General features: G+C 42.4%; 16 protein-coding genes. 13 read left to right on the top strand and 3 right to left on the bottom strand.

Features of this window, described 5'->3' with window-relative positions:
- The first annotated feature begins 21 nt into the window (after window positions 1-21).
- The 10 genes from PQO01_RS10080 to PQO01_RS10035 all read left to right on the top strand — a co-directional run bounded on the left by PQO01_RS10080 (window position 22) and on the right by PQO01_RS10035 (window position 14,731).
- Window positions 22-1,911 carry a sulfatase-like hydrolase/transferase gene (locus tag PQO01_RS10080; protein WP_274313886.1) on the top strand — a complete coding sequence of 630 codons (1,890 nt, stop codon included), beginning with the start codon at window positions 22-24 and terminating at the stop codon, window positions 1,909-1,911.
- Window positions 1,912-1,942: 31 nt separating this feature from the next.
- The gene (locus PQO01_RS10075; RefSeq protein WP_274313885.1) at window positions 1,943-3,355 is read left to right on the top strand and encodes a sulfatase family protein; all 1,413 of its coding nucleotides are present in this window, start codon (window positions 1,943-1,945) and stop codon (window positions 3,353-3,355) included.
- Window positions 3,348-4,898 (top strand): sulfatase, encoded by a 1,551-nt coding sequence (locus PQO01_RS10070; protein WP_274313884.1) that lies wholly within the window; start codon window positions 3,348-3,350, stop codon window positions 4,896-4,898. Before PQO01_RS10075 ends, PQO01_RS10070 begins: the two co-directional genes overlap by 8 nt.
- Window positions 4,899-4,900: 2 nt before the next feature.
- Entirely contained in the window at window positions 4,901-7,141 is a 2,241-nt protein-coding gene (locus tag PQO01_RS10065) for a DUF6259 domain-containing protein (RefSeq protein WP_274313883.1), read from the top strand.
- 99 nt (window positions 7,142-7,240) lie between these two features.
- Entirely contained in the window at window positions 7,241-7,885 is a 645-nt protein-coding gene (locus PQO01_RS10060) for a type II secretion system protein (protein WP_274313882.1), read from the top strand.
- A gap of 446 nt (window positions 7,886-8,331) precedes the next feature.
- On the top strand, window positions 8,332-8,982 hold the full coding sequence (locus PQO01_RS10055) for a type II secretion system protein (protein WP_274313881.1): 651 nt from the start codon (window positions 8,332-8,334) through the stop codon (window positions 8,980-8,982).
- A 212-nt stretch (window positions 8,983-9,194) separates the two neighbouring features.
- Complete coding sequence (locus PQO01_RS10050) at window positions 9,195-10,073, top strand: SMP-30/gluconolactonase/LRE family protein (RefSeq protein ID WP_274313880.1); 879 nt, start codon at window positions 9,195-9,197, stop codon at window positions 10,071-10,073.
- Between the two features lie 442 nt (window positions 10,074-10,515).
- A complete protein-coding gene (locus PQO01_RS10045) occupies window positions 10,516-11,904 on the top strand; it encodes an FAD-dependent oxidoreductase (protein ID WP_274313879.1) in 1,389 nt (462 codons plus the stop codon).
- 101 nt (window positions 11,905-12,005) lie between these two features.
- Complete coding sequence (locus PQO01_RS10040; protein ID WP_274313878.1) at window positions 12,006-13,832, top strand: FAD-dependent oxidoreductase; 1,827 nt, start codon at window positions 12,006-12,008, stop codon at window positions 13,830-13,832.
- Window positions 13,829-14,731, top strand: a complete 903-nt coding sequence (locus tag PQO01_RS10035; RefSeq protein WP_274313877.1) for a DUF4405 domain-containing protein — start codon at window positions 13,829-13,831, stop codon at window positions 14,729-14,731. The genes PQO01_RS10040 and PQO01_RS10035 overlap by 4 nt, the downstream gene beginning before the upstream one ends.
- Before the next feature lie 2 nt (window positions 14,732-14,733).
- On the opposite strand, the gene PQO01_RS10030 is transcribed toward PQO01_RS10035, so the two are convergent.
- The 3 genes from PQO01_RS10030 to PQO01_RS10020 all read right to left on the bottom strand — a co-directional run bounded on the left by PQO01_RS10030 (window position 14,734) and on the right by PQO01_RS10020 (window position 19,091).
- Window positions 14,734-15,501 (bottom strand): DeoR/GlpR family DNA-binding transcription regulator, encoded by a 768-nt coding sequence (locus PQO01_RS10030; protein WP_274313876.1) that lies wholly within the window; start codon window positions 15,499-15,501, stop codon window positions 14,734-14,736.
- A gap of 82 nt (window positions 15,502-15,583) precedes the next feature.
- Window positions 15,584-17,767, bottom strand: a complete 2,184-nt coding sequence (locus PQO01_RS10025) for a bifunctional rhamnulose-1-phosphate aldolase/short-chain dehydrogenase (RefSeq protein WP_274313875.1) — start codon at window positions 17,765-17,767, stop codon at window positions 15,584-15,586.
- Window positions 17,768-17,792: 25 nt separating this feature from the next.
- Window positions 17,793-19,091, bottom strand: coding sequence for a sugar isomerase (locus PQO01_RS10020; RefSeq protein WP_274313874.1), 1,299 nt, complete (start codon window positions 19,089-19,091; stop codon window positions 17,793-17,795).
- A 297-nt stretch (window positions 19,092-19,388) separates the two neighbouring features.
- Here PQO01_RS10020 and PQO01_RS10015 point away from each other — a divergent pair, with 297 nt between their 5' ends.
- From PQO01_RS10015 to PQO01_RS10005, 3 genes are all read left to right on the top strand, one after another.
- The gene (locus PQO01_RS10015; protein WP_274313873.1) at window positions 19,389-20,786 is read left to right on the top strand and encodes a rhamnulokinase; all 1,398 of its coding nucleotides are present in this window, start codon (window positions 19,389-19,391) and stop codon (window positions 20,784-20,786) included.
- Window positions 20,787-20,877: 91 nt separating this feature from the next.
- Window positions 20,878-22,254, top strand: coding sequence for a purine-cytosine permease family protein (locus tag PQO01_RS10010; RefSeq protein WP_274313872.1), 1,377 nt, complete (start codon window positions 20,878-20,880; stop codon window positions 22,252-22,254).
- Entirely contained in the window at window positions 22,254-22,445 is a 192-nt protein-coding gene (locus PQO01_RS10005) for a hypothetical protein (protein ID WP_274313871.1), read from the top strand. Before PQO01_RS10010 ends, PQO01_RS10005 begins: the two co-directional genes overlap by 1 nt.
- The last annotated feature ends 79 nt before the right edge of the window (window positions 22,446-22,524 follow it).

The raw sequence follows: 22,524 nt of genomic DNA, 5'->3' as shown, positions 1-22,524 counted from the left end.
AACTTAATTAAGGTACAGCTTATGATTTCGAAAAAAATATCTCTTGTAGTGATTTTTCTCAGCGCATTTTTACTCTTTGCTGAAGCTAAGCCCCCCAATATTATTTTTATGCTAGCGGATGATTTAGGCTATGGCGATTTAAGTTCTTATAACCCCAATGCAGAAGGCGAGGCCCCTAATAATACTCCCATTAGAACTCCTACTCTCGATAGCATGGCAAAGAATGGTGTTCGTTACACAGATTTTCACTCGGCAGCTCCTATTTGTTCGCCTGCCCGTCGTGCTTTATTGACTGCGCGTTACCCCAGTCGCCTAGGTGAATGGGCGGAAGCATATCGTGGTTCACCAGATGGGGTGGTGGCAAAAAATGATCCAACGATTGCGATGTGGCTTAAGGAAGCTGGTTACGCAACGGCTGCTTATGGCAAATGGAATATTGGCGAAAGCAAAGGTGTTTCTTGGCCAGGGGCTCACGGCTTTGATGATTGGTTAATTATCGATCATAATACGGGCTACTTTCAACATAAAAATGCCAATAAAGATTGCGAAGGTCGCCCCATGCTCTTTAAAACTGGCGGAGAGTGGGTAACAAATCTTGAAGGGCAATATTTGACCGATATTTGGACTGATAAAGCGATTGATTTTATCCAAGAAACGAAAGATCAACCCTTCTTTATTTACCTGCCATGGTCAATTCCCCATACGCCTTTACAGGACCCTGCGTCTGACCCATCGCTTGCTTTTGATGCTGGAGCTAAACCAAAAACGGTAGAGGGAAGAGAAGTTTATGTCAAAATGGTGGAATACCTAGATTCACATATCGCTAGAATTTTTAAAAGTCTAAAAGAGCAGGGCAAATATGACAATACTTTGATCATCTTTACCTCAGATAATGGCGGCATGGTTTCTGCGAATTGCTGGCCTTTAAAAAAGACTAAACAGCACTTGGAAGAGGGTGGGATACGCGTTCCTTTTCTCATGCAGTGGCCCGGTAAAATTAAAGCTGGAACAGTCGATCAAAGAGCGGCTATCTTGATGGATGCATCCGTTACGGTTCTAGCAGCCGCTGATGCCATGAAATATGTTCCCAAAGATCGCGAACTAGATGGTGTGAACCTCTTTGCTAATAAGGAGGAAAATCGAGAGTTTGGCTGGCGTCGCCGCGATTGGGGATGGCAGGGTAATTACCTTCGTCAGGAAGCCTACCGTTCTGGTGATTGGAAGTTGATTCGTTCTTATCAATACCTCGGCAACAAAAAATGGTCGACGGAATACAAAGAGGAACTCTATAAGCTTAGTGATGATCTTGGTGAAAAAAATAATTTTAAAAAATCCATGCCAGAGAAACATGCAGAGATGGTGAAATCCTTTGATGAATGGAAAGCTCAGGTCGTAGAGCAAGAGCCTTCTTTTTGGCCAGAGCATGCCGATCAATTGGGTTCTGGTGCACCTAGTCAATCAAAGGAGGTCATTTTTGATTTCAAAAAAGGTAAGGGCAATTCACGTCTTCACAAAGCACAAAATAAAGACAAGATCCTTGATGTGAAATATGGTGCTTCGGGCTTAAGCATTACTCTAATGGGAGGAATGACAGGCGTAACCCCCATCTTATACAAGAATAGTGCTATCGATACCCAAAAGTACTCAAAAGCTCTATTGCGGATGAAGGTGACTACGCAAGCCGGTACCGACTTGGCCCTTGCGAAGATCGTTGTTCGTCATAGTGAGTGGAAGGGAAAGGATGTGCCTTTTGACTTTAAAGCTGATGGTCAGTGGCATGATTATACGGTGGACCTTAGTAAGTCTTCCGCTTGGTCTGCTTACACATCACAAGGACGCATTGGCCTGCTTTTACCTGTTGTTAAATCAGGTCAGGTGAAAGTCGAAGTTGATTACCTAAAGCTTAAATAATTTCCGTTTTAATAATTTATGAGCTTTATATATGAGGAATAATTATCCATTTCAGTTCATCCTTTTTGTATTTGTTTTTGCTCTTTTCGCAAAAGCTGAACAAAGACCAAATTTTGTTTTTATCTTTGCCGATGATTTTGGCTATGGCGACCTAGCGAGTTATGGTCACCCTTATGTAAAATCACCGAATATCGATAAACTGGCGAGTCAGGGAAGGCGCTTTACTCAGGCTTATGCAGCAGGTGCAACCTGTAATCCTAGTCGCACAGGTATTATGACTGGGATCAGCAACGCACGTTTTGAAAAGCGTACTGATGATTTTGACTTCGGTGATAAAATCACTGTGACCGAGCTTTTGAAAAAAAGCGGCTATGCCACAGGCCACTTCGGTAAGTGGCATATTGGCATGGATCGCAGCAATGGCGTTTATGGCATTGATGTTAATGACTCTGGTGGAATTCCGGTGCGAGATTCTCCCAAGGGTCGTGATACACCTATTTTTGATGCGGCTATCGACTTTATTAAGCAGCACAAAGACAAGCCTTTTTATGTGAATATTTGGGGCTTCACCACTCATTCTCCAGTTATCTCCGCTCAAAATTATTTGGATGAATTTAAGGATTTAAAAGTCGACAAGAGTTTGTTTTCCAATTACATGCAGCCGGTTTTTGAAGATAGTGTTCTCATAGGTGGAAATCTGGATGAGAATATGCGCCATTATCTAGGTAATGTTTATGCCTTTGATCAGAATGTGAAGAGCGTTATGGACGTTTTGGATGAATTGGGCTTAGCTGAGAATACCATTGTGGTCTTTTCCAGTGATCAGGGACCTCAGAGACCCAATGGAATTGGCATGGATGCTGCTGGACCAAAATCGCGTAATAAAATTCGTAAAAGTAGAGATGGTGAAATTAAAAAACGCAAAATTGTAGAAAAGAATATGCTGGGCGATACGGGTCCTTTCAAAGGTAACAAAGGAACATGTTACGATGGTGGTGTGAGAATCCCTTTTATCATTCGTTGGCCAGGTAAGGTGAAAGCCAATTATATTGATCAAGAAAATGTCATTAGCGGTTTGGATTGGTTACCTTCAGTTTGCCGATTAGTTGGAATTGAAAAAATGCCCGAAAATATAGATGGTGAAGATGTTTCCAAGGTGTGGCTTGGTGACAATTATAAACGTGAAAAACCACTCTTTTGGCAAAATAATCCAGGCTTGGGCATGCGTAAAGGTAAGTGGAAGTACTACTTGGTTTTAGATAAAAAGCGCAAAATTGTAGGTGAGGAACTCTACGATATTTTAAATGATCCGGCTGAAGATGAAAATTTATCTGCACAAAACCCTGAAATAGCCAAAAAACTTAAACAGCGACTACTAGCCTGGAAGGCCACTCTTCCTAAAAAAGTAGCCAAGACAGGTAAGTATAGGCATAAATATGAGTAAAAGGAAAATGATGAAGCCAGTATTATTCCTAATTTTGATAGCTCCATTTGCGCTTTTCGCAAAAGAAGCTCAGCACGAGAAACTCAATGTTATTTTTATGATTGCGGATGATCTCGGCTGGATGGACGTGGGGTTTAACGGCAATAAGTTTGTCGAAACACCCAATCTCGATAAGCTGGCAAGTGAAGGTATGGTTTTTACTAATGGTTATGCCTCTGGCCCTTTGTGTTCTCCTACGCGAGCCGCTTTTCATACAGGCAAGAGCCCGGCGACCATGGGGATTAACGTACCCGTCACCAAGGGGCTAAAAGGCAAAACTCCTGGAGCTTATCCAATGGGTGGTGATAAGCTTAAAACGAAGGTTGGTCAACGGGATATTCGCCATCGTTTACTTCCAGCTTACACCAATACGGGAATCGATCCGCAAGAGGTCACTATTGCGGATTGTTTGCAGTCTGCTGCTTATGTAACTGCCAGCATTGGGAAATGGCACATGGGCCTCAGTCACTCAGACCCTAAAGCAGATCCAAGAGAATATGGTTATGATATCAATATTGCAGGAGGGGATTACCATGGGCCACCATCCTGGTTTTCTCCCTATAGGATTCACAGTTTAAAAAACGGCCCAAAAGGTGAGCATTTAACTGAGCGTTTAACACGCGAGGCGATAAATTTTATGGAAGAAAATAAGGACAAGCCCTTTTTTCTTTACCTACCGTATTATCAAGTTCATTCTCCCCATGGAGCTCGTGAAGAATATATCAAAAAATTTGATCATAAGCAAACTCCAGATTCTAAGATGAACTCGATTTATGCCGCCATGGTCATGCACTTGGATGAAAGCGTTGGATTGATTAATGACTACCTTAAAAAATCTGGTTTGGATAAGAATACACTGCTTATTTTTTCTTCGGATAATGGTCCTTTAGTCTACCAACGTGCGGGTAATCAAGTGGTACCACGCAATACCCGTTTAACTTTTGCTGAACCTTTGAGAGGCTGGAAAGGCAGTATCTATGAAGCAGGAACGAGAGTTCCCTACATTTTTAAATTACCTAGAGTCATTCCGGCTAATAGTATTTCACAGACTCCTATTATCACTCATGATTTGTATGCTACGATTTGTGAATTCACCGGAGTTGCTGTTCCTGAGGAGCAAAAAGTCGAAGGTGAAAGCCTTTTTCCATTACTCACTCAATCCAAAGCTTTGCAAAGAACGAGTCTTTTTTGGCATAATCCAAAATACAGCTGGTCACTCAATTCCGATATTCTTTGGGCAGATCGTCCCGCTTGTGCCATTAGGAAGGGTAAATATAAACTGATTTATTATTTTGAGAGGAAGGGGGAGCGCACGCTTGAACTCTACGATCTAGATAATGACCAGGGCGAGACCAAAAATTTAGTTTCCGACTTGCCCGAAAAGGCTCTTGAGTTGGAGACAGAGCTACTAGCTTGGTTGGATCAAACCCAAGCCTGGAAGCCGATTGATAATCCAGATTACGATGCCCAATACGATTCAGGTTACCTTCCTAAAAGGGATTAACAATGGAAGCGGATAGCAATAAAATCACCTATGAAAACGATAACTTATCTTTTGCTCTAGATGGGCAAAAGGGCTATTTATTATCTTTTATAAGTGGGCGAGAATTTATTGTTCCGGATGTAAATGAATCCCTGTTCTCTCTTCAGTTTCGCAATGCCGTGGGAGCTACACAATGCTTTGATTCAAGCCAAGCAGAATCTTTTACTTGGCAACGCAGTGATAAAGAAGATAAAACACTTTTTACCCTACAATATAAAAACATTGCAAGTGATTGTTTTTTTGAGCGGGGGATATCTGCCAGGGTATATATAGAGTGTTCAAAAAACAGCCCCCTGACTCAATGGCGTATAGATGTAGATTTTAACAGTCAGTCAGCCTTAGAATTACTGGAGTTTGTTGAATTTCCCAAAGTCACTCTAGTTAATGATTTTAAAGCTCAGGGAGGCGACTTAGAATTATTCTGGCCCTTTAGTGAGGGCTGTTTGATTGATGATCCTGGTGCTCGTCAGCATCCCTACAAAGCCGTGGAGTACCCTTCTGGAGGCTGGTATGGTTTGTACCCTGGACCTTTGCAGATGCAGTACATGTCGGTGCAGTCCTCCAAGGGGGGCTTGTATTTGGCCTCGCATGATGAGTCACATGGACCTAAAGAAATCGAGTTCTGTACAGTTGAAGAGGGCACTCGCCTCATTTATAAAGTTTTTACCAGTGCCACAAGAACTAATTATAAGATGCCTTATGCCATGGTCTTGGGTGGTTTCGATGGCGATTGGTACGCCGCCGCAGAGATTTATCGTGATTTTGCGACCTGCGCAAAGTTGTGCCAAATACCTAAGCTCAAGGATAATCCGAAAGTTCTCGACTGGATTAAAGAATCGCCAGTGGTTTGTACTTACGCAGTTCGCGGTGAGGGGCATCATGCAGGACCAAGTCAGCCCAATAAGCTCTACCCCTATAAAAATGTCTTGCCTTATTTGGCGTACTACCAAAAAGAATTTGGGACGAATATTCTCAATATCATTATGCAATACGAAGGCACAGCTCCTTGGTCACCGCCTTATGTATGGCCTCCCATGGGTGGAGAGGACTTATTTAAAGACTATGTCGATGCCTTGCATGATCAGGGTAATATTGCGGGACTTTATTGCTCGGGAACTTCTTGGACAGAATTTTCTTCCACGGGTGATGGTGACTACGACTGCCGAAATCGTTTTAAAGAACTGAATTTAATTGAAGATATCTGCATCGGTCCACAAGGAGAGCAAAGTTCAATAGTCTGTAATGGCGATGCTTTGCGCTGGGGTTACGATCTTTGCGCTTCTCGCAAAAAGACCTTGGATTTGTTAGCGTGCGAAACAAAAAAAATGATTGCTGCAGGCGTCGATTACGTTCAGCTCTTTGATCAAAATTTGGGCTGTGCCCCTTATTTTTGTCACAGTTCTGATCATGGGCACCCAGCTGGCCCCGGACCATGGATGGTGCATGCCATGCAGCAATTGATTGTAGGTATTTATCAGCAGAGTGGGGCCAATGATAAAGACGTTTTATTAGGCTGTGAGGCAGCGGCGGCTGAACCCTTTATGGAAAACCTTCCACTCAATGATTTGCGCTTTAATCAAGTTTTGAGCTATGGTAGATGGGTGCCGGCTTATGCATTTATTTACCATGAATACGTCAATAACTTTCAGGGGAATCAAGTAGAAACAAGCGAGTTTTTTAGCACAGAGCAGGGGGCTAATCACTTGCTTCTGCGTACCGCTTATTCTTTTTCAATCGGCGATTTAATGACCATCGTTTTAAATGAAGAGGGCCAAATCCATTGGGCCTGGTGTAGTAAGTTCTCTGTCCCTGCACCCGATCAAAAAAGTATTATTCAACTGATAAAAAATCTTAGTGCTTGGCGCAAAGGTGCCGCAAAAGATTTTTTGATTTACGGACGCATGGAAAAACCCTATGAGATCTTAAATCCACGCCAAACTCAAGTTTATCGTAGCGATGGAACACTTATGAATTTTGATAAAGTACTTAGTAGTCGTTTTGTTAATATAGAGGGCAGAGACGTTCAACTTTTTGTCAATTGGCAAGATAATACTGAGCAAGTGGAGCTGAGCTTGGACACAGATCTAAAGACAATAATTATTTATAGCTCTGCCACAGGTGAGATGAGGCAAGTAAGTTCCCAGGCTTTAACTTTATCAATTCCTCCTTTAGATAGCTTAATGATTGAGTATGTAAGACATTAAATCCACATTTATAAAAAATAAATCAATATATCATGTTGACGAGATCTTGGGCTGGTTATATAATATATGATACAATGATATATCTTATAGGTGTTATACATGAAACAAAAATTTACATTAATTGAGTTAATGGTCGTTATTGCCATCATTGGGATATTGGCCTCTCTACTCTTACCTAGCTTAAACAATGCTAGGGAGAAATCCAAGTCAGCTGTTTGTAAAAGTAACCTCAAACAAATTGGCCAATGTGCCTCCATGGCCTCAGATGACAATGATCAATGGACGGTAGCTCTAGACTGGAGTCATTCCAATCCAGGTTTTACCGGTACTTTGGTGAATTATAGTGGTACTGATAGATATATTACACAAGCAACTAAATCCGGTTTATATCACTGTCCTAGCCTAGGCAGCTTAGCCGGCACATCTCAAGCGGCTTACCTATACACATCTTATGGCGTTAATGGACTTACTGTTCCCCACGCGACTAGGGAAACTCGTGGCAATCGTAAATTAAATGCAATCGTTGATCCGGCCAACAAAGTCTATTTTGTCGATATTACTACAAATTCAATCTTCAAAGAATTTTTATATAATCCTGGTATAAGTAAGCCTCTCTTTCGCTGGCATGGCTCTAGCAGCAGTTTAGGCAAATCAAATGTTAATTGGTTCGATGGTAGTGTACGCATCGAACCCGATGATTTCGATGCCGGGCCTGATGCTTTTACTAAGTATTTCGGAAAGTAATTTTGATTCCAAATGAGTCTCTTTATGACCAATAATGTTGAATTAAGGTTTACACGATAAATCGTGAACTAATTACAGCCAGAACACTTGGTTCAAATTTAGTTTGAATGTTTATTCTTAATTCATCAGCATTGTTCTGCTACTTATCGTGAACTCATGAATAAATGTTTATTGCATAAAAGTTTATAGCTTTTGATTGTTTACTTTGTCGACCCTTTTTATCAAGATGATAGCTCTGCCATAGGTGAAATGAGGCAAGTAAGTCCCCAAGCTTTAACTTTATCAGTTCCTCCTTTAGATAGCTTAATGATTGAGTATTTAAGATATTAAACTCACTTACACCCACGATTTATATGATAAATCAATATATCATATTTACAGCACCCTGGCTTTGTTATATAGTATTTATATATTGATATATTCATTTATTTTTATAGGTACTGTACATGAAACAAAAATTTACATTAGTTGAGTTATTGGTTGTGGTTGCTATTATCGGCATCATTGCATCGATGTTGCTACCTAGCTTAAGCAATGCTAGGGAGAAATCTAAGTCAGCTGTTTGTAAAAGTAACCTCAAACAAATTGGCCAATTTGCCTCCATGGCCTCAGATGACAATGATCAATGGACGGTAGCTCTAGACTGGAGTCATTCCAATCCAGGTTTTACCGGTACTTTGGTGAATTATAGTGGTACTGATAGATATATTACACAAGCAACTAAATCCGGTTTATATCACTGTCCTAGCCTAGGCAGCTTAGCCGGCACATCTCAAGCGGCTTACCTATACACATCTTATGGCGTTAATGGACTTACTGTTCCCCACGCGACTAGGGAAACTCGTGGCAATCGTAAATTAAATGAAATCGTTGATTCGGCCAACAAAGTCTATTTTGCCGATATTACTACAAATTCAATCTTCAAAGAATTTTTATATAATCCTGGTATAAGTAAGCCTCTCTTTCGCTGGCATGGCTCTAGCAGCAGTTTAGGCAAATCAAATGTTAATTGGTTCGATGGTAGTGTACGCATCGAACCCGGTGATTTCGATGCCGGGCCTGATGCTTGGAATAAGTATTTCGGAGAACTCGATTAAGTAATTTTGATTCCAAATGAGTCTCTTGCTACATATCATAAATTCCTTCTTAGTATTTTTTATATTCATTGCTTCTCGCGGAAACACTTATAGATTTTGATGATTTAGTTTAAGACTTTTAGTCATCAAGGTGTTTTTTATATTTAATTGACTCCCTTTGACCTAAGTTGGTAGGAGGCTGAGTTTTTGCATAAAATAATATGGGCGTATTTATGAATACAAAATTTATCTTCATCATTCTTTTTCTCTCTAAGTCTCTGTTATGGGGTGCGGATGATCTTGTTTTTGCTAAAGGCTCTCAATGGGAAGTCTTATCTGTCGGCCACAAATATGCCGAGGGCATGGCCTGGGATTCAGAAGGGAACTTTTATTTTACTGATGTCCCACGTAGTCAGCTTTTTAAGATTGATCGAGAAAGTAATCAAAAAACTCTCGTAGTGGCTGATACCGGGGTCGCTAATGGCATCGCTTTCGGGCCCGATGGCCGGCTTTACGGCTGTGCTCGTGATGCTATAGCATCTTGGAACACATCAACTTGGGAAGCAAAAGTTCACGGAGTAGGGGCTCACTCAAATGACTTGGCTATTCTCGATGATGGAACATTATTTTATACGGATCCAAAAACCCATAGCATCTGGCGACTGGATGGAAAATCTAAAAAACGCAGCTTGGCCCTCTCTCTTAAATTTAGGCCCAACGGATTGACTTTAAGTCCCTATAAAAAGACCCTGTTAGTTGCCGCATTTTTTGCAGATACTATTTATGCTTTTCCGATTAATGACTTTGGAAAAGTTGAAGATGAAGCTGAGGTGGCCTATGTCTTGGCCGTCCCATCAAATGGCAGGGGCCTCTTAGATGGCATGCAGGTTTTACCCAATGGTAAACTCGTTGCCGGAACAGCTCTAGGCATACAGATTGTCGAGCCCCATAGCAAGGATAAAAGAGAATCTATCATACTTATCCCTTCTCCGGTACAGGACTCCCGTTGCAATTATGTGCGCATTAGTCCTGATGGAAAATGGCTTTACGCTTGTTTTGTCAAAGAAGTGCGTCGACGTCGAATTGAACTCAAACTAAGCTCAAAAGAATGAGTTCTGTGTCTTATTCGATCGGGCTTTCAGCCCTTGAAATTTTGGTTGAACTTTATTCGTGGGGCTATGCCCCACGCTGGCATAGTTCGGGCTTCCAGCCCTTGAACGTTTGTTATGATAGAAAACTTCTTTACTCTTCCTCAATGCGTTTATCAAGCTCTAGGGCCGTAGGTCCGGTCGATAATAGCATGCAGCGCCAGCTGCATGAATTAAATACAAAACATAGGGCCGTAGGTCCGGCCGAACAATTTCTTACATTCTAAGGAAATCGTTATTGCCCCCCCCCCCTATAGCTGTGGGCATATAAATTTTCCAAAAAATTTCATTTTGCTGTAAGATTATGGCTTAGCGCGATAATACTGATCTAAGAATGAATAGGTGAGAGCTCGAACTCTTACTTGAATAATTTGATTTATTTAGTTTAAATAAGAAGGAAAATATTATGGATCGTCGCCAGTTTTTAAAATCAAAAATCGCAGGTACTGCAATCTTAGCTTCTTCGGGCTTAGTTTTTAAAGCGGATGCACAGAACCTGCCGACGCCGAGTGGAGAAAGTCCGGATATGCTGGATGTAGATGTGTTAGTTGTGGGCGGTGGTTCGGCTGGTCACGTGGCCGCTATTCAGGCTGGACGCATGGGGGCAAAAACAGTTCTTCTTGAACGTAACTCACAGCTGGGCGGTACAACCACGACTGGTGGCGTTTGCTTCCCTGGCCTCTTTCACGCTTGGGGTAAACAGCTTATCTCTGGTATTGGTTGGGAGCTGGTTAAAAAATCACGTGAAGTCGATTGTAAGCCCCTTCAGGACTTCTCTGTAGCTAACAAAGGGCACGTTTATTATCACGTAAATATTAATGGTCAGCTTTATTCTCTCTTAGCCGAAGAAGCCTGCCTCGACGCGGGTGTCTCTTTAGCTTATTATCAGTTTCCTGAAAAAGTTTCTGAGACCGCTGATGGCTGGCTCGTAGATGTGGTCGGTCAGGGCGTACGTTATCAATTGCGTTGCAAGCAAATTATCGATTGTTCTGGTGGTGCAACGGTGGCGGGAATGTTGGGTATGGAGCGCATGCGTGGCGAGGAGCGTCAACCTGGGACTCACTCTGTCATCTATAAGGGTTTTGATATGGCTGTGGTGAATAAAAACAAAAAGAAAATTCAAGAAATGTATAAAGTGGCCCTTAAAGAAGGCCGCCTGAAGAAAGGTGACACTTGGGGAGGAAATGCTTTTCAGCCTATTCGAAGTAAAAGTGGTAATTGCAATCACATCTTTGGGGCGGATTCATCTACTGCAGCAACGCAAACCCAAACCAATCTTGCGGGCAGGAAGTCGATTTTGCGCATGCTCAAATTCCTCAAAACAATTCCCGGTGGTGAAAAAGCGAGCATTGATCGCATGATGACCGAAACGGCCAGTCGCGAAACTTACCGCATCAAAGGTGAGCGAGTGCTAACGGTAAATGATTACACTAGTGGCCGAGTATTTAAAGACTCACTCTGTTACTCTTTTTATCCCATAGATTTGCATGATGAAAATGGAGTTAAACCCAAAAAATTAAAACCAGGTACATACCCAACCATTCCTAGAAGTTGTCTCATCCCAAAAGGGTCGAAAAACTTCATGGTGGCAGGTCGTTGCCTTTCAAGTGATCGTTTAGCGAATTCCGCAGCACGCGTCCAGGCTACTTGTATGGCCATGGGGCAGGCGACTGCGGTAACAGCCGTACTTGCAGCCAAAAAAGGTATCACTCCCGGTGATGTTGATTTAGCTGAAATCCGAACTGAACTCAAAAAGCATAATGCCATTGTCATCGGTGAACTTCAGGATGCCTAAGTTAGGATAAAGAATCAAAAAACATATAAGTTTAGACTAAGAAAATATAGAATCGCTTAAATCACATTTTTGTATTTAACATACAATAAAAGGAAGTTATTATGGATCGCCGTAAATTTTTCAAAGCCCAGATTGCGGGAACCGCAATTCTTGCTTCTTCCGGATTAGTTTTTAAAGCGGATGCAAAGAACCTGCCAACGCAGAGTAAAGAAAGTCCGGATATACTTGATGTGGACGTTTTAGTCGTGGGTGGCGGTTCAGCTGGTCACGTTGCGGCCATTCAGGCTGGACGTATGGGCGCTAAGACGGTGCTCCTGGAACGTAACTCACAGCTGGGGGGGACAACCACAACTGGTGGAGTTTGTTTTCCTGGTTTGTTTCATGCCTGGGGTAAACAACTTATTTCAGGTATTGGCTGGGAACTGGCAAAAAAAACTCGCGAAATAGATTGTAAGCCACTTCAGGATTTCTCTGTAGCCAATAAAGGTCATGTGTATTATCACGTTGATATCAATGGTCAGCTTTATTCTCTCTTAGCTGAAGAGGCTTGTCTCGATGCAGGCGTTTCACTGGCTTATTATCAATTTCCCGAAAAAGTGACTGATACAGCTGATGGCTGGCTAGTTGATGTTGTTGGTCAAGGAGTTAGTTACCAGTTGCGCTGTAAGCAAATCATCGATTGTACTGGAGGAGCTACTGTTGCAGGTATGTTAGGAATGGAACGCATGCGAGAAGAAACTCGCCAGCCTGGAACTCACGTTGTTATCTACAAAGGTTTTAATCACGCTGTGGTTAATAAAAATAGAAAGAAAATTCAGCAGATGTATGATGAGGCCATCAAGGATGGCCGACTACAGCCAGGCGATACTTGGGGTGGCAATCCTATGCAACCGATCGGTAGTACCAGAGGCAATGTAAATCACGTTTACGGAGCGGATTCATCTACAGCAGCAACACAAACTCAGACAAATCTTTCGGGTCGAAAGTCAATTTTGCGAATGCTTAAATTTCTTAAAACGATCCCTGGATGTGAAAAAGCGAGCATTGATCGCATGATGACCGAAACAGCTAGCAGAGAAACTTACCGCATCAAAGGTGAGCGAGTGCTAACGGTAAATGATTATACAAGTGGACGAGTGTTTAAGGATTCTCTCTGCTACTCTTTTTACCCTATTGATTTACATGAAAAGGGTGGTGTGAAACCTAAGAAGTTAAAACCGGGTACTTATCCAACTATCCCAAGAAGCTGCCTCATCCCTAAAGGATCGAAAAACTTCATGGTGGCTGGACGTTGTGTTTCCAGTGATCGTTTAGCCAATTCGGCTGCGCGTGTTCAAGCAAGTTGTATGGCTATGGGACAGGCGACTGCTGTAACAGCCGTACTTGCAGCCAAAAAAGGTATCACTCCCGGTGATGTTGATTTAGCTGAAATCCGAACTGAACTCAAAAAGCATAATGCCATTGTCATCGGTGAACTTCAGGATGCTAAACCGAAGACTAATGAAGCTCAAACCATGAAAGGTGGAAAGATTTTGGTCGATGCAGCGGCAGCTCAAGCAGTTGGAAGCTGGGCTAAGGGAAGCAGTTATACACCTGCGATTGGCTCTAGTTATTTACATGATGATAACAAATCTAAGGGCGAAAACTCTTTGACATTTAATGTGAAAGTTGAGAAGCCAGGTAAGTATGCCATAAAACTCTTTTATAGTACTCACGAGACTCGCGCTAACAATGTTCCTGTGAAGCTAAATATTGGTGATCAGGTTTATAATGTGACAGTTAATCAACAGGTGAGCGATGATGGTGGTTTCGTTTTAGGTGAGTTTGATATACAGGACGAAGCCAAAGTTCTTATCACAAATGGCGGAACCCAAGGTTTTGTGATTGTGGATGGTCTTGAAATAACACCTGTTAAAGAGAAGATTTGAAAAAGCAAAAACAACTCGTAAATCTCCTGGTAGCCAGCACTTTTTTAGTGCTGGTTATTTCGGGCTTATTGGCTTATTTCAGACCCTTTTCTATTAAAACCACAGGTCTGCATTCTCTTATGGGATTTTTCTTCATTTTACTCATTTATTTGCATGTTAAGCATAATTTTAAAGGTTTGAAAAAAAGCTTTCATCCCAAGAATTTGTTGTTGACTTTGAGTATTACCGCGAGTTTGACCGTGCTCTTTATTTGGCAACCCAAGCCAGTTCAATCGGTCTTGGGATTAAGCAACAATCTAGGGGCTGCCCAAGATCGTTTTGTCATGAATGATCAGGGCATGATTTATCATTATACGCCAACGCCGAAGTTTAAACTTAAGTTAGACCTGCGAGCAGGAAAGGGTTATCAAACTCAGAAACCTCCTCAAATGGCTATCTGGTTACAGAACCAGTCTTATTATCACATCAAAACTTTGCACAGTACGCAAAATACTGACGGCCTGCCTTTTTGGACCTGGAAAGTTGAGGAATACGAGAAAGCCAAAAAAGAAGCCGAAGAAAACGATGGAGAACTCTTATCTGTCAGCGGAGCGACGCCCAATAGCTCCTTTGACCCACGGGATTATATTTTACCCGAAAGAAATGAGGAGCCCTTTTACCTGGTGATAGAAGTTAATCAGCCCGGTGATGGCAATGAATCTTACAAAGATCAACCCAGTCTCATTTACAGAGTGGAGATTGATAACAAATACCCCACAGCCTTTCAGGTTTTTGAACTCATGGGCTATTCAAAATACGATGAGCTGGATGAGAGCTGGCAAGCCTACTACCCAGATGGCAGCATTACCACCGCCCTAAAACTCATAGACAGTGCGCTACTGACAATTGAACGGGAGTAAATTTACACAGCTGTGATGGTATTTATTTGGCTTTGAAAACTTTTAATGATGTTTTTTGGGCACTTGCTGTCAGTGATGAGCTGATCGATTTGGTCGAGAACGGCAAAGCGGACCAAAGATTTCTTTTGCAGCTTACTGTGATCGACTAGGAGGATTTTCTTATCAGAATTTGCGATCATCGCACTCTTAACTGACGCTACGTCGTTGTTATTATCACTAATTCCCCAGTCTTTTTCAATCCCTTGGCAGGAAAAGAAGTATTTATCGACAAAGTAATTCTGTATGGTACTGATAGCCGTTGGTCCCACAAGAGTTTGGGTACTGGGCCACAATGTGCCGCCAATTGAAATGAGAGTAATATTTTTATGATTTGCCAGGTTTACGAAAACTCTTAAGGAATCAGTGATCACAGTAACTTTAATATCGGGAAGGATTTTTGACATTTGCCAAGTGGTTGTACTGCCATCCATAAAGATGGTTTCACCTTCAGAGATCAGCTTTATTGCGTGTTCTGCAATACTGGTTTTTTCTTTAATGTTTTGTATTTGTCGCTGTTCAAAACTCTGTTCAACTAAAAAGTTTTGATCCTGCAGGATGGCACCGCCATGTTTGCGGATAAGCTTGCCATCATTTTCCAACTTACCAAGATCACGCCGAATTGTTTCTTCTGTAACGTGAAACTCATTGGCGAGATCAATGACTTTTGATTCTCCATTGAGTTTTAAAAAATCAATAATGTTTTTATGGCGTAAGTCGGCAGTCACTGACATTTAGGGTTCCTTTTTTTGCTAAAATACTTAGAGTCTTAAAAAAATCACCCTCTGTTTGGAAGAGGGTGATTTGAATCTTTTTTTATCTCAAGAAGGCCTCGTGTAAACCGCCGTCTACAGAGATCACTTGACCTGTGCTCTTGCTGAGCATGCTACTTGCAAGAACGTAGGCGCATTCAGCCTGATCTTCTGGAGTAATAGGCTCCTGAGTGAGGGTACGCTCTGCATAGAACTCAGCGAGAGTATTGCGAAGTTTCTCAGTTTCCCAGTCTTCACTATACTCAAGTTTGTACTTGGCAAGTGAACCTATAACGCGCTCACGTGGGAACATTGATGAACCTTTTACGACTGTCGCAGGTGCTAAACCATTAACACGTACGAGTGGCGCCATATCGACTGCGAGTTCGCGAATGAGATGGTTCGCCGCGGCTTTGGACGTGTCGTAAGCAAGTGAACCACGTTTCGCTACTGCTGCGTTCACACTTGTGGTGAGAACGAGTGAACCTTTGAGTCCCTGTTGCTTCCAAATCTTGTTACCTTCATCAGCAACCATGAAGAGGCCTTTGACGTTGATGTCGAAAGTGAGCCCCCATTTTTCATCTGGGATGTAACCAGCCGTGTCGGATGGTACGAAGATACCTGCTGTTACAATAACATTATCGATGCCACCATAAGCCAGAATAATATCCTTGTACATTGCCTGAACACTTTCGCGGGAAGTGATATTACCAGCAAGGGCTATGGCAGGACCACAGTTAGAAAGGCCAGTGCCTGCAACGCCAATACCAACGCCGTACTTAGCGATGAGTTCATTAGCCGTTTCCTGGGCAGCATCAGCGTTGAGATCAACACAAACAACGTGTGCGCCTTCTTGTGCTACGCGATGAGCAGTAGATTTACCAATACCTGAGCCAGCACCTACCACAACTACAACATTGCGAGCGAATTCTTTTTCAGCGGGCATACGCTGAAGTTTAGCTTCTTCCAAGAGCCAGTATTCGATATCGAAAGCTTCCTGCTGTGGAAGAGCTACGTATTCATCCATGGCTTCTGCACCACGCATAACTTCAAGAGCACAGTTGTAGAATTCCGCAGTTACGCGACTTTCAGATTTATTTTTGCCCCAGGCGACCATGCCAATGCCTGGAATAAGGCAAATGGATGGGTTGGATGGACGAATAGCAGGAGAATTATCGCGCTTACAGGCCTCGTAGTATTTTTGGTAGTCAGCTTTGTAAGCTTCCACACCTTCAGCAAGGAGGCGTTTGAGTTCTTCAACGTCGCCGGAAGCGGGATCCCAATCGACAAAGAGTGGCTGAATCTTAGTGCGCAGGAAGTGATCCGGGCAGGAAGTCCCAAGTTTAGAAAGGCGTTCGGCATCATTTGAGTTTACAAAACGCAAGATTGTTTCGTCTGAGTGAACAGTGCCAATCATTTTCTTTTCAGTGGAAACGAGACCGCGAAGAGAGGGTAAGATTTGGGCCAGTACATCATCTCTTTTTTTAGCGTTGAGTGACTTGTATTTAGCACCACCAAAAGTCATTTCACCTTTGTCTTTTGATTCAATGAATTCAGCTGCTTTTTCGATTAAATCCAGAGATAGATCGTAACATTCTTTATTATCGTCAGCCCAGTTAATGATGCCGTGACCTGCAAGGAGAACGCCTTGGGCATTGGGGTGCTTTTCGCAAATTTCCTGGAGTTGCAGACCTAGGTCAAAGCCCGGACGCTGCCAGGGAGTCCAGATAATATCGTCACCAAAAATTTCTTTGGTAAGAGCTTCACTGTTTTTACATGCAGCTACAGCAATTACCGAGTTGGGGTGCATGTGGTCAACGTGCTTGAAGGGAATGAAAGAGTGAAGAGGTGTATCGATTGAAGAGGCGCGTGGGTTATTGTTGAATGTACAGTGTGGGTACATGCCAACCATGTGATCTTCGATAGGGGTTTTTGCCCCAGATTCAGGGTGGTTCGTATAGATAGGCTGAAGTGAAATGAGCTTTTCTTGATAGAGAGAAGCGAAGTTTTCTTTTTTGCTTGTTCTGAGGTCACCGCCTGAGCCTTTCACCCAGAGAACTTCCACTTCTTCACCTGAAACAGGGTCTTTTTCCATGATTTTAGCGGAAGTATTACCGCCACCGGTATTGGTGATACGCTGGTCGTCACCGAGGATGTTGGAACGGTAGATGAGCTGTTCCACTTCATCCATTGATGCCGCTTTTGCGTCGTCCCATAGATATTTTACGTGTTTATATTCTTTTGACATTTTAGTTTTCCTTTTTTGAGAAGAATTAAAGTCCAGTTACTGCTACGCGAGTTCCGCGTGCATCGATAAGTTGTTTGCGAACCTGAAGTGCTCTGTATGCTGCCACTGGATCATAGGCAGCTCCTTGGCGCATGCGAGCCTCGCGAACGAGCGGTCGAACGTCTGTTCTGTAGGCATCCTGAAGAATTTCCTGGCCACCGGCTACATCATTATTCAATTGTGCTTCATTGAGAGCTGTTCTTGGAATCGTCAGAGCCTGGCCGTAGGCTAGGGCAATAGCATCGAAAGATTGTAAGAGGTCTTCCATTGGATCTTTTGTATTATGAGAAGCATCGATCATCCAAGCGAGTTCATTTTCCTGTTTTTCATCGCCTTTTAGGTACTCTACGAGTTCATTGAAGATGAGGAATAGTTGATAAGGCTTTAATGAACCAACTGTCAGGTCATCGTCACTGTATTTTGAATCATTGAAGTGGAAACCTGCGAGGCGCTTTTCCATAATCACCCGAGAAACGACTTGTTCGATATTGGTATTTGGAAGGTGATGGCCAAGGTCAACTAAGCACATGCAACGCTCACCGGTTCCTTTTGCGAGGAGGAGGTTAGAGCCCCAATCTGCATTAACAGTGGAATAGAAGTTTGGTTCGAAAGGTTTATGCTCTGTGAACATGAACCAGTCTTCAGGCATCTCTTTGTAAATCTTCTGGAGACAGTCCTGAACATTTTCGAACTGGCGACGGAAGTTGGCCTGGCCTGGGTAATTGGAACCATCAGCTAGCCATACAGTTAAGGAATTAGAGCCAAGTCTTTTACCATATTCGATAACATCAATATTGTGTTGGATCGCCTGATCGCGAACACCTTCGATGGTATTACACATGGAACCATATTTATAGGAAAGTCCATTTGGAGTATTCGCTCCGCGAGGATCGTCCATAAAAGTGTTAGAATTCATGCTGTCGAAAGTTAGGCCATAGCTGGAAGCCAGGTCTTTGATATCTTCAGCATTTTCCGGAATATCCCAAGGAATATGAAGTGAAATAGATGAAGTTTGACCTGAGAGTTGTTTAAGAATGCCCACATCGCCAACTTTTTCTTCGAGTGTGGCGGGTTCGCCTCCACCAGGAAAACGTCCGAAACGGGTAGCGCCAGTTCCAAGGGCCCATGAAGGAGTCGCCACCTGAAGAGTGGAAATGTCTTTGATAACTTCTTCTGCATTAATGCATTTTTTATCCAGTTTTTGACTGAGGAGGTCGAGTTCGGCCTTGTGCAGGTCCATTGACTTGTTGTTCACGTCGTTAAGTCGATCGAGGTTTAATTTCATTATAGGGGGACTCCTTAATGAGTTAATTATTTGCAATTGAAACGTACATAAAGTTTCTTTAAAACAATAAACTATAAGATTAAAATTTGTTTATTTCAAACTTTATTTTAATAAAAATGATTGAAATCAACAAAAAGTTAAGATATTGAGTTTGAAATACATTGAAAAAATATCTTAATATGTTTACTTTCAAATATGTCTGAGCACTCTAAGCTGTTTTGTGTTTATGAGTAGACTCCCTCTAGTTAAGTCGTTTTGGAGTGCTCAGACTTTTAACTTTGTATGAAGGTATAATCTATGAAAGCAGTAGTATTAGCAGTTGATTTAGGCGCTGAAAGTGGCCGTGTGATGGCGGGTGAAATTTCTGATGGTATTCATCTTGTGGAGATGAGCCGTTTCTTAAATAAACCCAAAGAAAAAAATGGGCACTTGAGATGGGATATGGAGAGTTTGTGGGCCGGGATTCTCAAAGGTTTTAAAACAGCTGCCGATAAGTATGGAGATTTAATAAAAAGTATATCTTTCGATACCTGGGCAGTGGATTTTGCTCTCATAGATAAAGATGGAAATATTATTGAAGAGGCGGTGTGTTATCGCGACCCTAGGACGGATGGCCTGCCTGAGAAGATTGAACAGGCCTATGGTAAAGACTTTATTTGGCAGAGAACCGGTATCCGCAATTTACCTTTTAATACAGTCTTTCAATTAATAGCTTTAAATGAAGCTCGTCCTGAGACTTTAAAAAAAGCAGATTGGATGCTTATGATTCCCGATTTTCTGGCTTGGAAAACATGTGGTATGGCATCTAACGAATGGACTAATGCCAGTTCAACTGGCATAGCTTCTCCCTCCGGTCACGGCTGGGATCATGAACTTATTGAAAAGCTTGGACTCGGTGGTCTTTCTATTTTTGATAAGCCGCTTACAAAGAGTGGAGAAATCTTAGGAAACGTTTCTGGGGAAGTCGCAAAAATTACTGGTTTGAGCACAGATGTAAAAGTATTAACCTGTGCCTCACATGATACCGCATCTGCAGCTGCCTTAACTCCAGAAGGAGATGGCCAAGTTTTTATTTCTTCAGGAACCTGGAGTCTAATGGGCATGATTTCCGATGGCCCTCTGATGAGTCAAGAAGCAAAAAAAGCCTTACTTAGTAATGAGCTTGCCTGGGATGGACGTAGTCGTCCGTTAAAAAACATTATGGGTCTTTGGGTTCTTCAAAACTGTCGCAGAACCTGGAATGAAGAGCAGAGCGCTCATTTGGATTATCCAGAAATTGTAGAACTTGCAAGGTCCGCAAATGATGTAGATTTAGTATTGGATGTAGATGATCCAGTATTTTTTAATCAGCATACAAGTGAAGACCCTTTTGCTGACCGTGTTGTGAAATGGTTTGCTGATCGCCAAGTGAATTTGCCTGATGATCCTGGCTCTGTTAGTCGTGCAGTCATGCAGGGCTTAGCGCATGCTTATGCAAATACCCTGCGAGAGATTGAGAAAGTTTCCGGTCAAAAAGCTCAGGCTGTAACAATTCTCGGTGGAGGCGGACGAAATCAATTGCTCGTTGAACTCACTCAAGCACTATGTGATTGCCCGGTAAGAACGGGGGCATTTGAGGCCACTTCCCTGGGCAATGCAGCAATTCAAGCTTATGCCCTTGATTTGATCAAGCGCGAGCAAATTGCGAGCTTTTAAAGCAATTCATAAAAATAGAGCAAGTCTTTAATTGATTTAGAAATTTTTCTTTGCGCAATTAACGCTCAAAGAATTTTTAGTAGGAGAATACATGTCGGAAGAAAAAAATACACAAATGGGCGAGTTTGAACGCGAGCCGGTGTCAGATAAATCTCTCAAGGGAGCCAATAAATTCTGGGGTATGTACGCTGGTGAGCACGCAGCCGGCACTGAGTTTATGATTGGACCTCTTTTTCTGCTTAATGGCGTGAGCCTACAGAATATTTTTTGGGGTCTACTCATTGGTAATTTACTTGCGGTTTTAAGCTGGCGTTACCTTTGTGCTCCTATAGCAGTACAAGTACGATACACACTTTATTATCACCTGGAAAAGATTGCCGGCGGTGGCTTGGTAAAGTTTTACAATCTCGCTAATGGCGTGCTTTTTTGTTTCCTTGCGGGTGCAATGATTACGGTATCGGCTACAGCTGTGGGTATACCCTTCAATATAGAAATGCCCGGTTTTTCAGATGTCTATCCCAATAGTTTACTCTTTGTTGTACTAGTTGTAGCTGTTGGCTTGGTGATAGCCTTTGTTGCAGCATTGGGCTATGAAACGGTCTCAAAATTTGCCAATGTCGCAGCACCTTGGATGGTATTGGTCTTTTTGGCGTGTGGAGTGGTTGCGCTCAAGCAGCTTGGTGTCAATAACTGGGGAGGACTTGAGTCGGTCTGGACGGAGTCCATACTCGTTGCTCAAAAAGGGGACGGGAAAAGCACAATGGGTTTTTGGAGTGTGATGTTTTTTGCCTGGTTCTGTAATGCGGCTATGCATGTTGGGATGGCTGACCTTTCCGTTTTTCGTTTTGCAAAAAAAGTTTCTTATGGTTGGGCATCTTCAGCAGGGATGTACGTCGGTCATTTTATGGCCTGGATAGCTGCAGCCCTTATGTTGGCTGTTCAAATAAAATTAACTCAAGATACTAATCCAGTTCCAGGTCCAATGGCCAATAATGTTGTGGGGATAGCGGGAATACTCTGTGTTATTGTAGCGGGGTGGACAACGGCTAATCCGACAATATATCGTGCTGGTTTGGCCTTTCAGGCCATAGTTCCCAAGGCCTCCCGCTTTAAGGTGACTTTTGCAGCAGGCATAATTGCAACTATCGCAGGTGTTTTTCCAGCTTTTGCCTGGAAGTTGCTTGGTTTTGTTGGCCTCTACGGCACGATTTTAGCGCCAATGGGCGGGATTCTGTTTTTTGATTGGTATTACAGGCAGAAGGGTGATGTAGAAAAGTTTCATGCCTCCAGTCCTGCTTCGTCCTTTAATATGGCAGTACTATTTAGTTGGTTAATACCTGTAGGTATAGCTGTTTACTTTATACAATTTAAAGGTGTGTCAGCCTGGTATTGTCCTTTGCCGTGCTGGTTGGGCTGTGGCTTACTGTACTTGTTATTGAGTAAGAAAACTCAAGAAGAGGTCGCTTAATGAAAACAGCTTTAACTATCCTTGGTCGATTAGCCCTTGTTATGACCATTCTGCCTGCATTTCTATACCTCTTTGATGTGATCTCATTTTCTGCTCTCAAAGATCTCATGTTTGCAGCAACTCTTGTGTGGTTTGTCTGTTCGCCAATGCTGCAAAAAATTCACGAACAGAAGGCCAAAGAAGAAAATTAATCAAGATGAAACATAATCCAATATATTTGGCTGTTTTTGTTAATGACATGAATTGACACTTATAGATTTATCTCTTATT

The organism is Lentisphaera marina (genome assembly GCF_028745505.1).
In the GTDB taxonomy this organism is placed as follows: Bacteria; Verrucomicrobiota; Lentisphaeria; order Lentisphaerales; family Lentisphaeraceae; genus Lentisphaera; species Lentisphaera marina.
The sequence above is the reverse complement of the archived record's forward strand: the minus strand, read 5'-3'. Positions and strand labels throughout refer to the sequence as shown.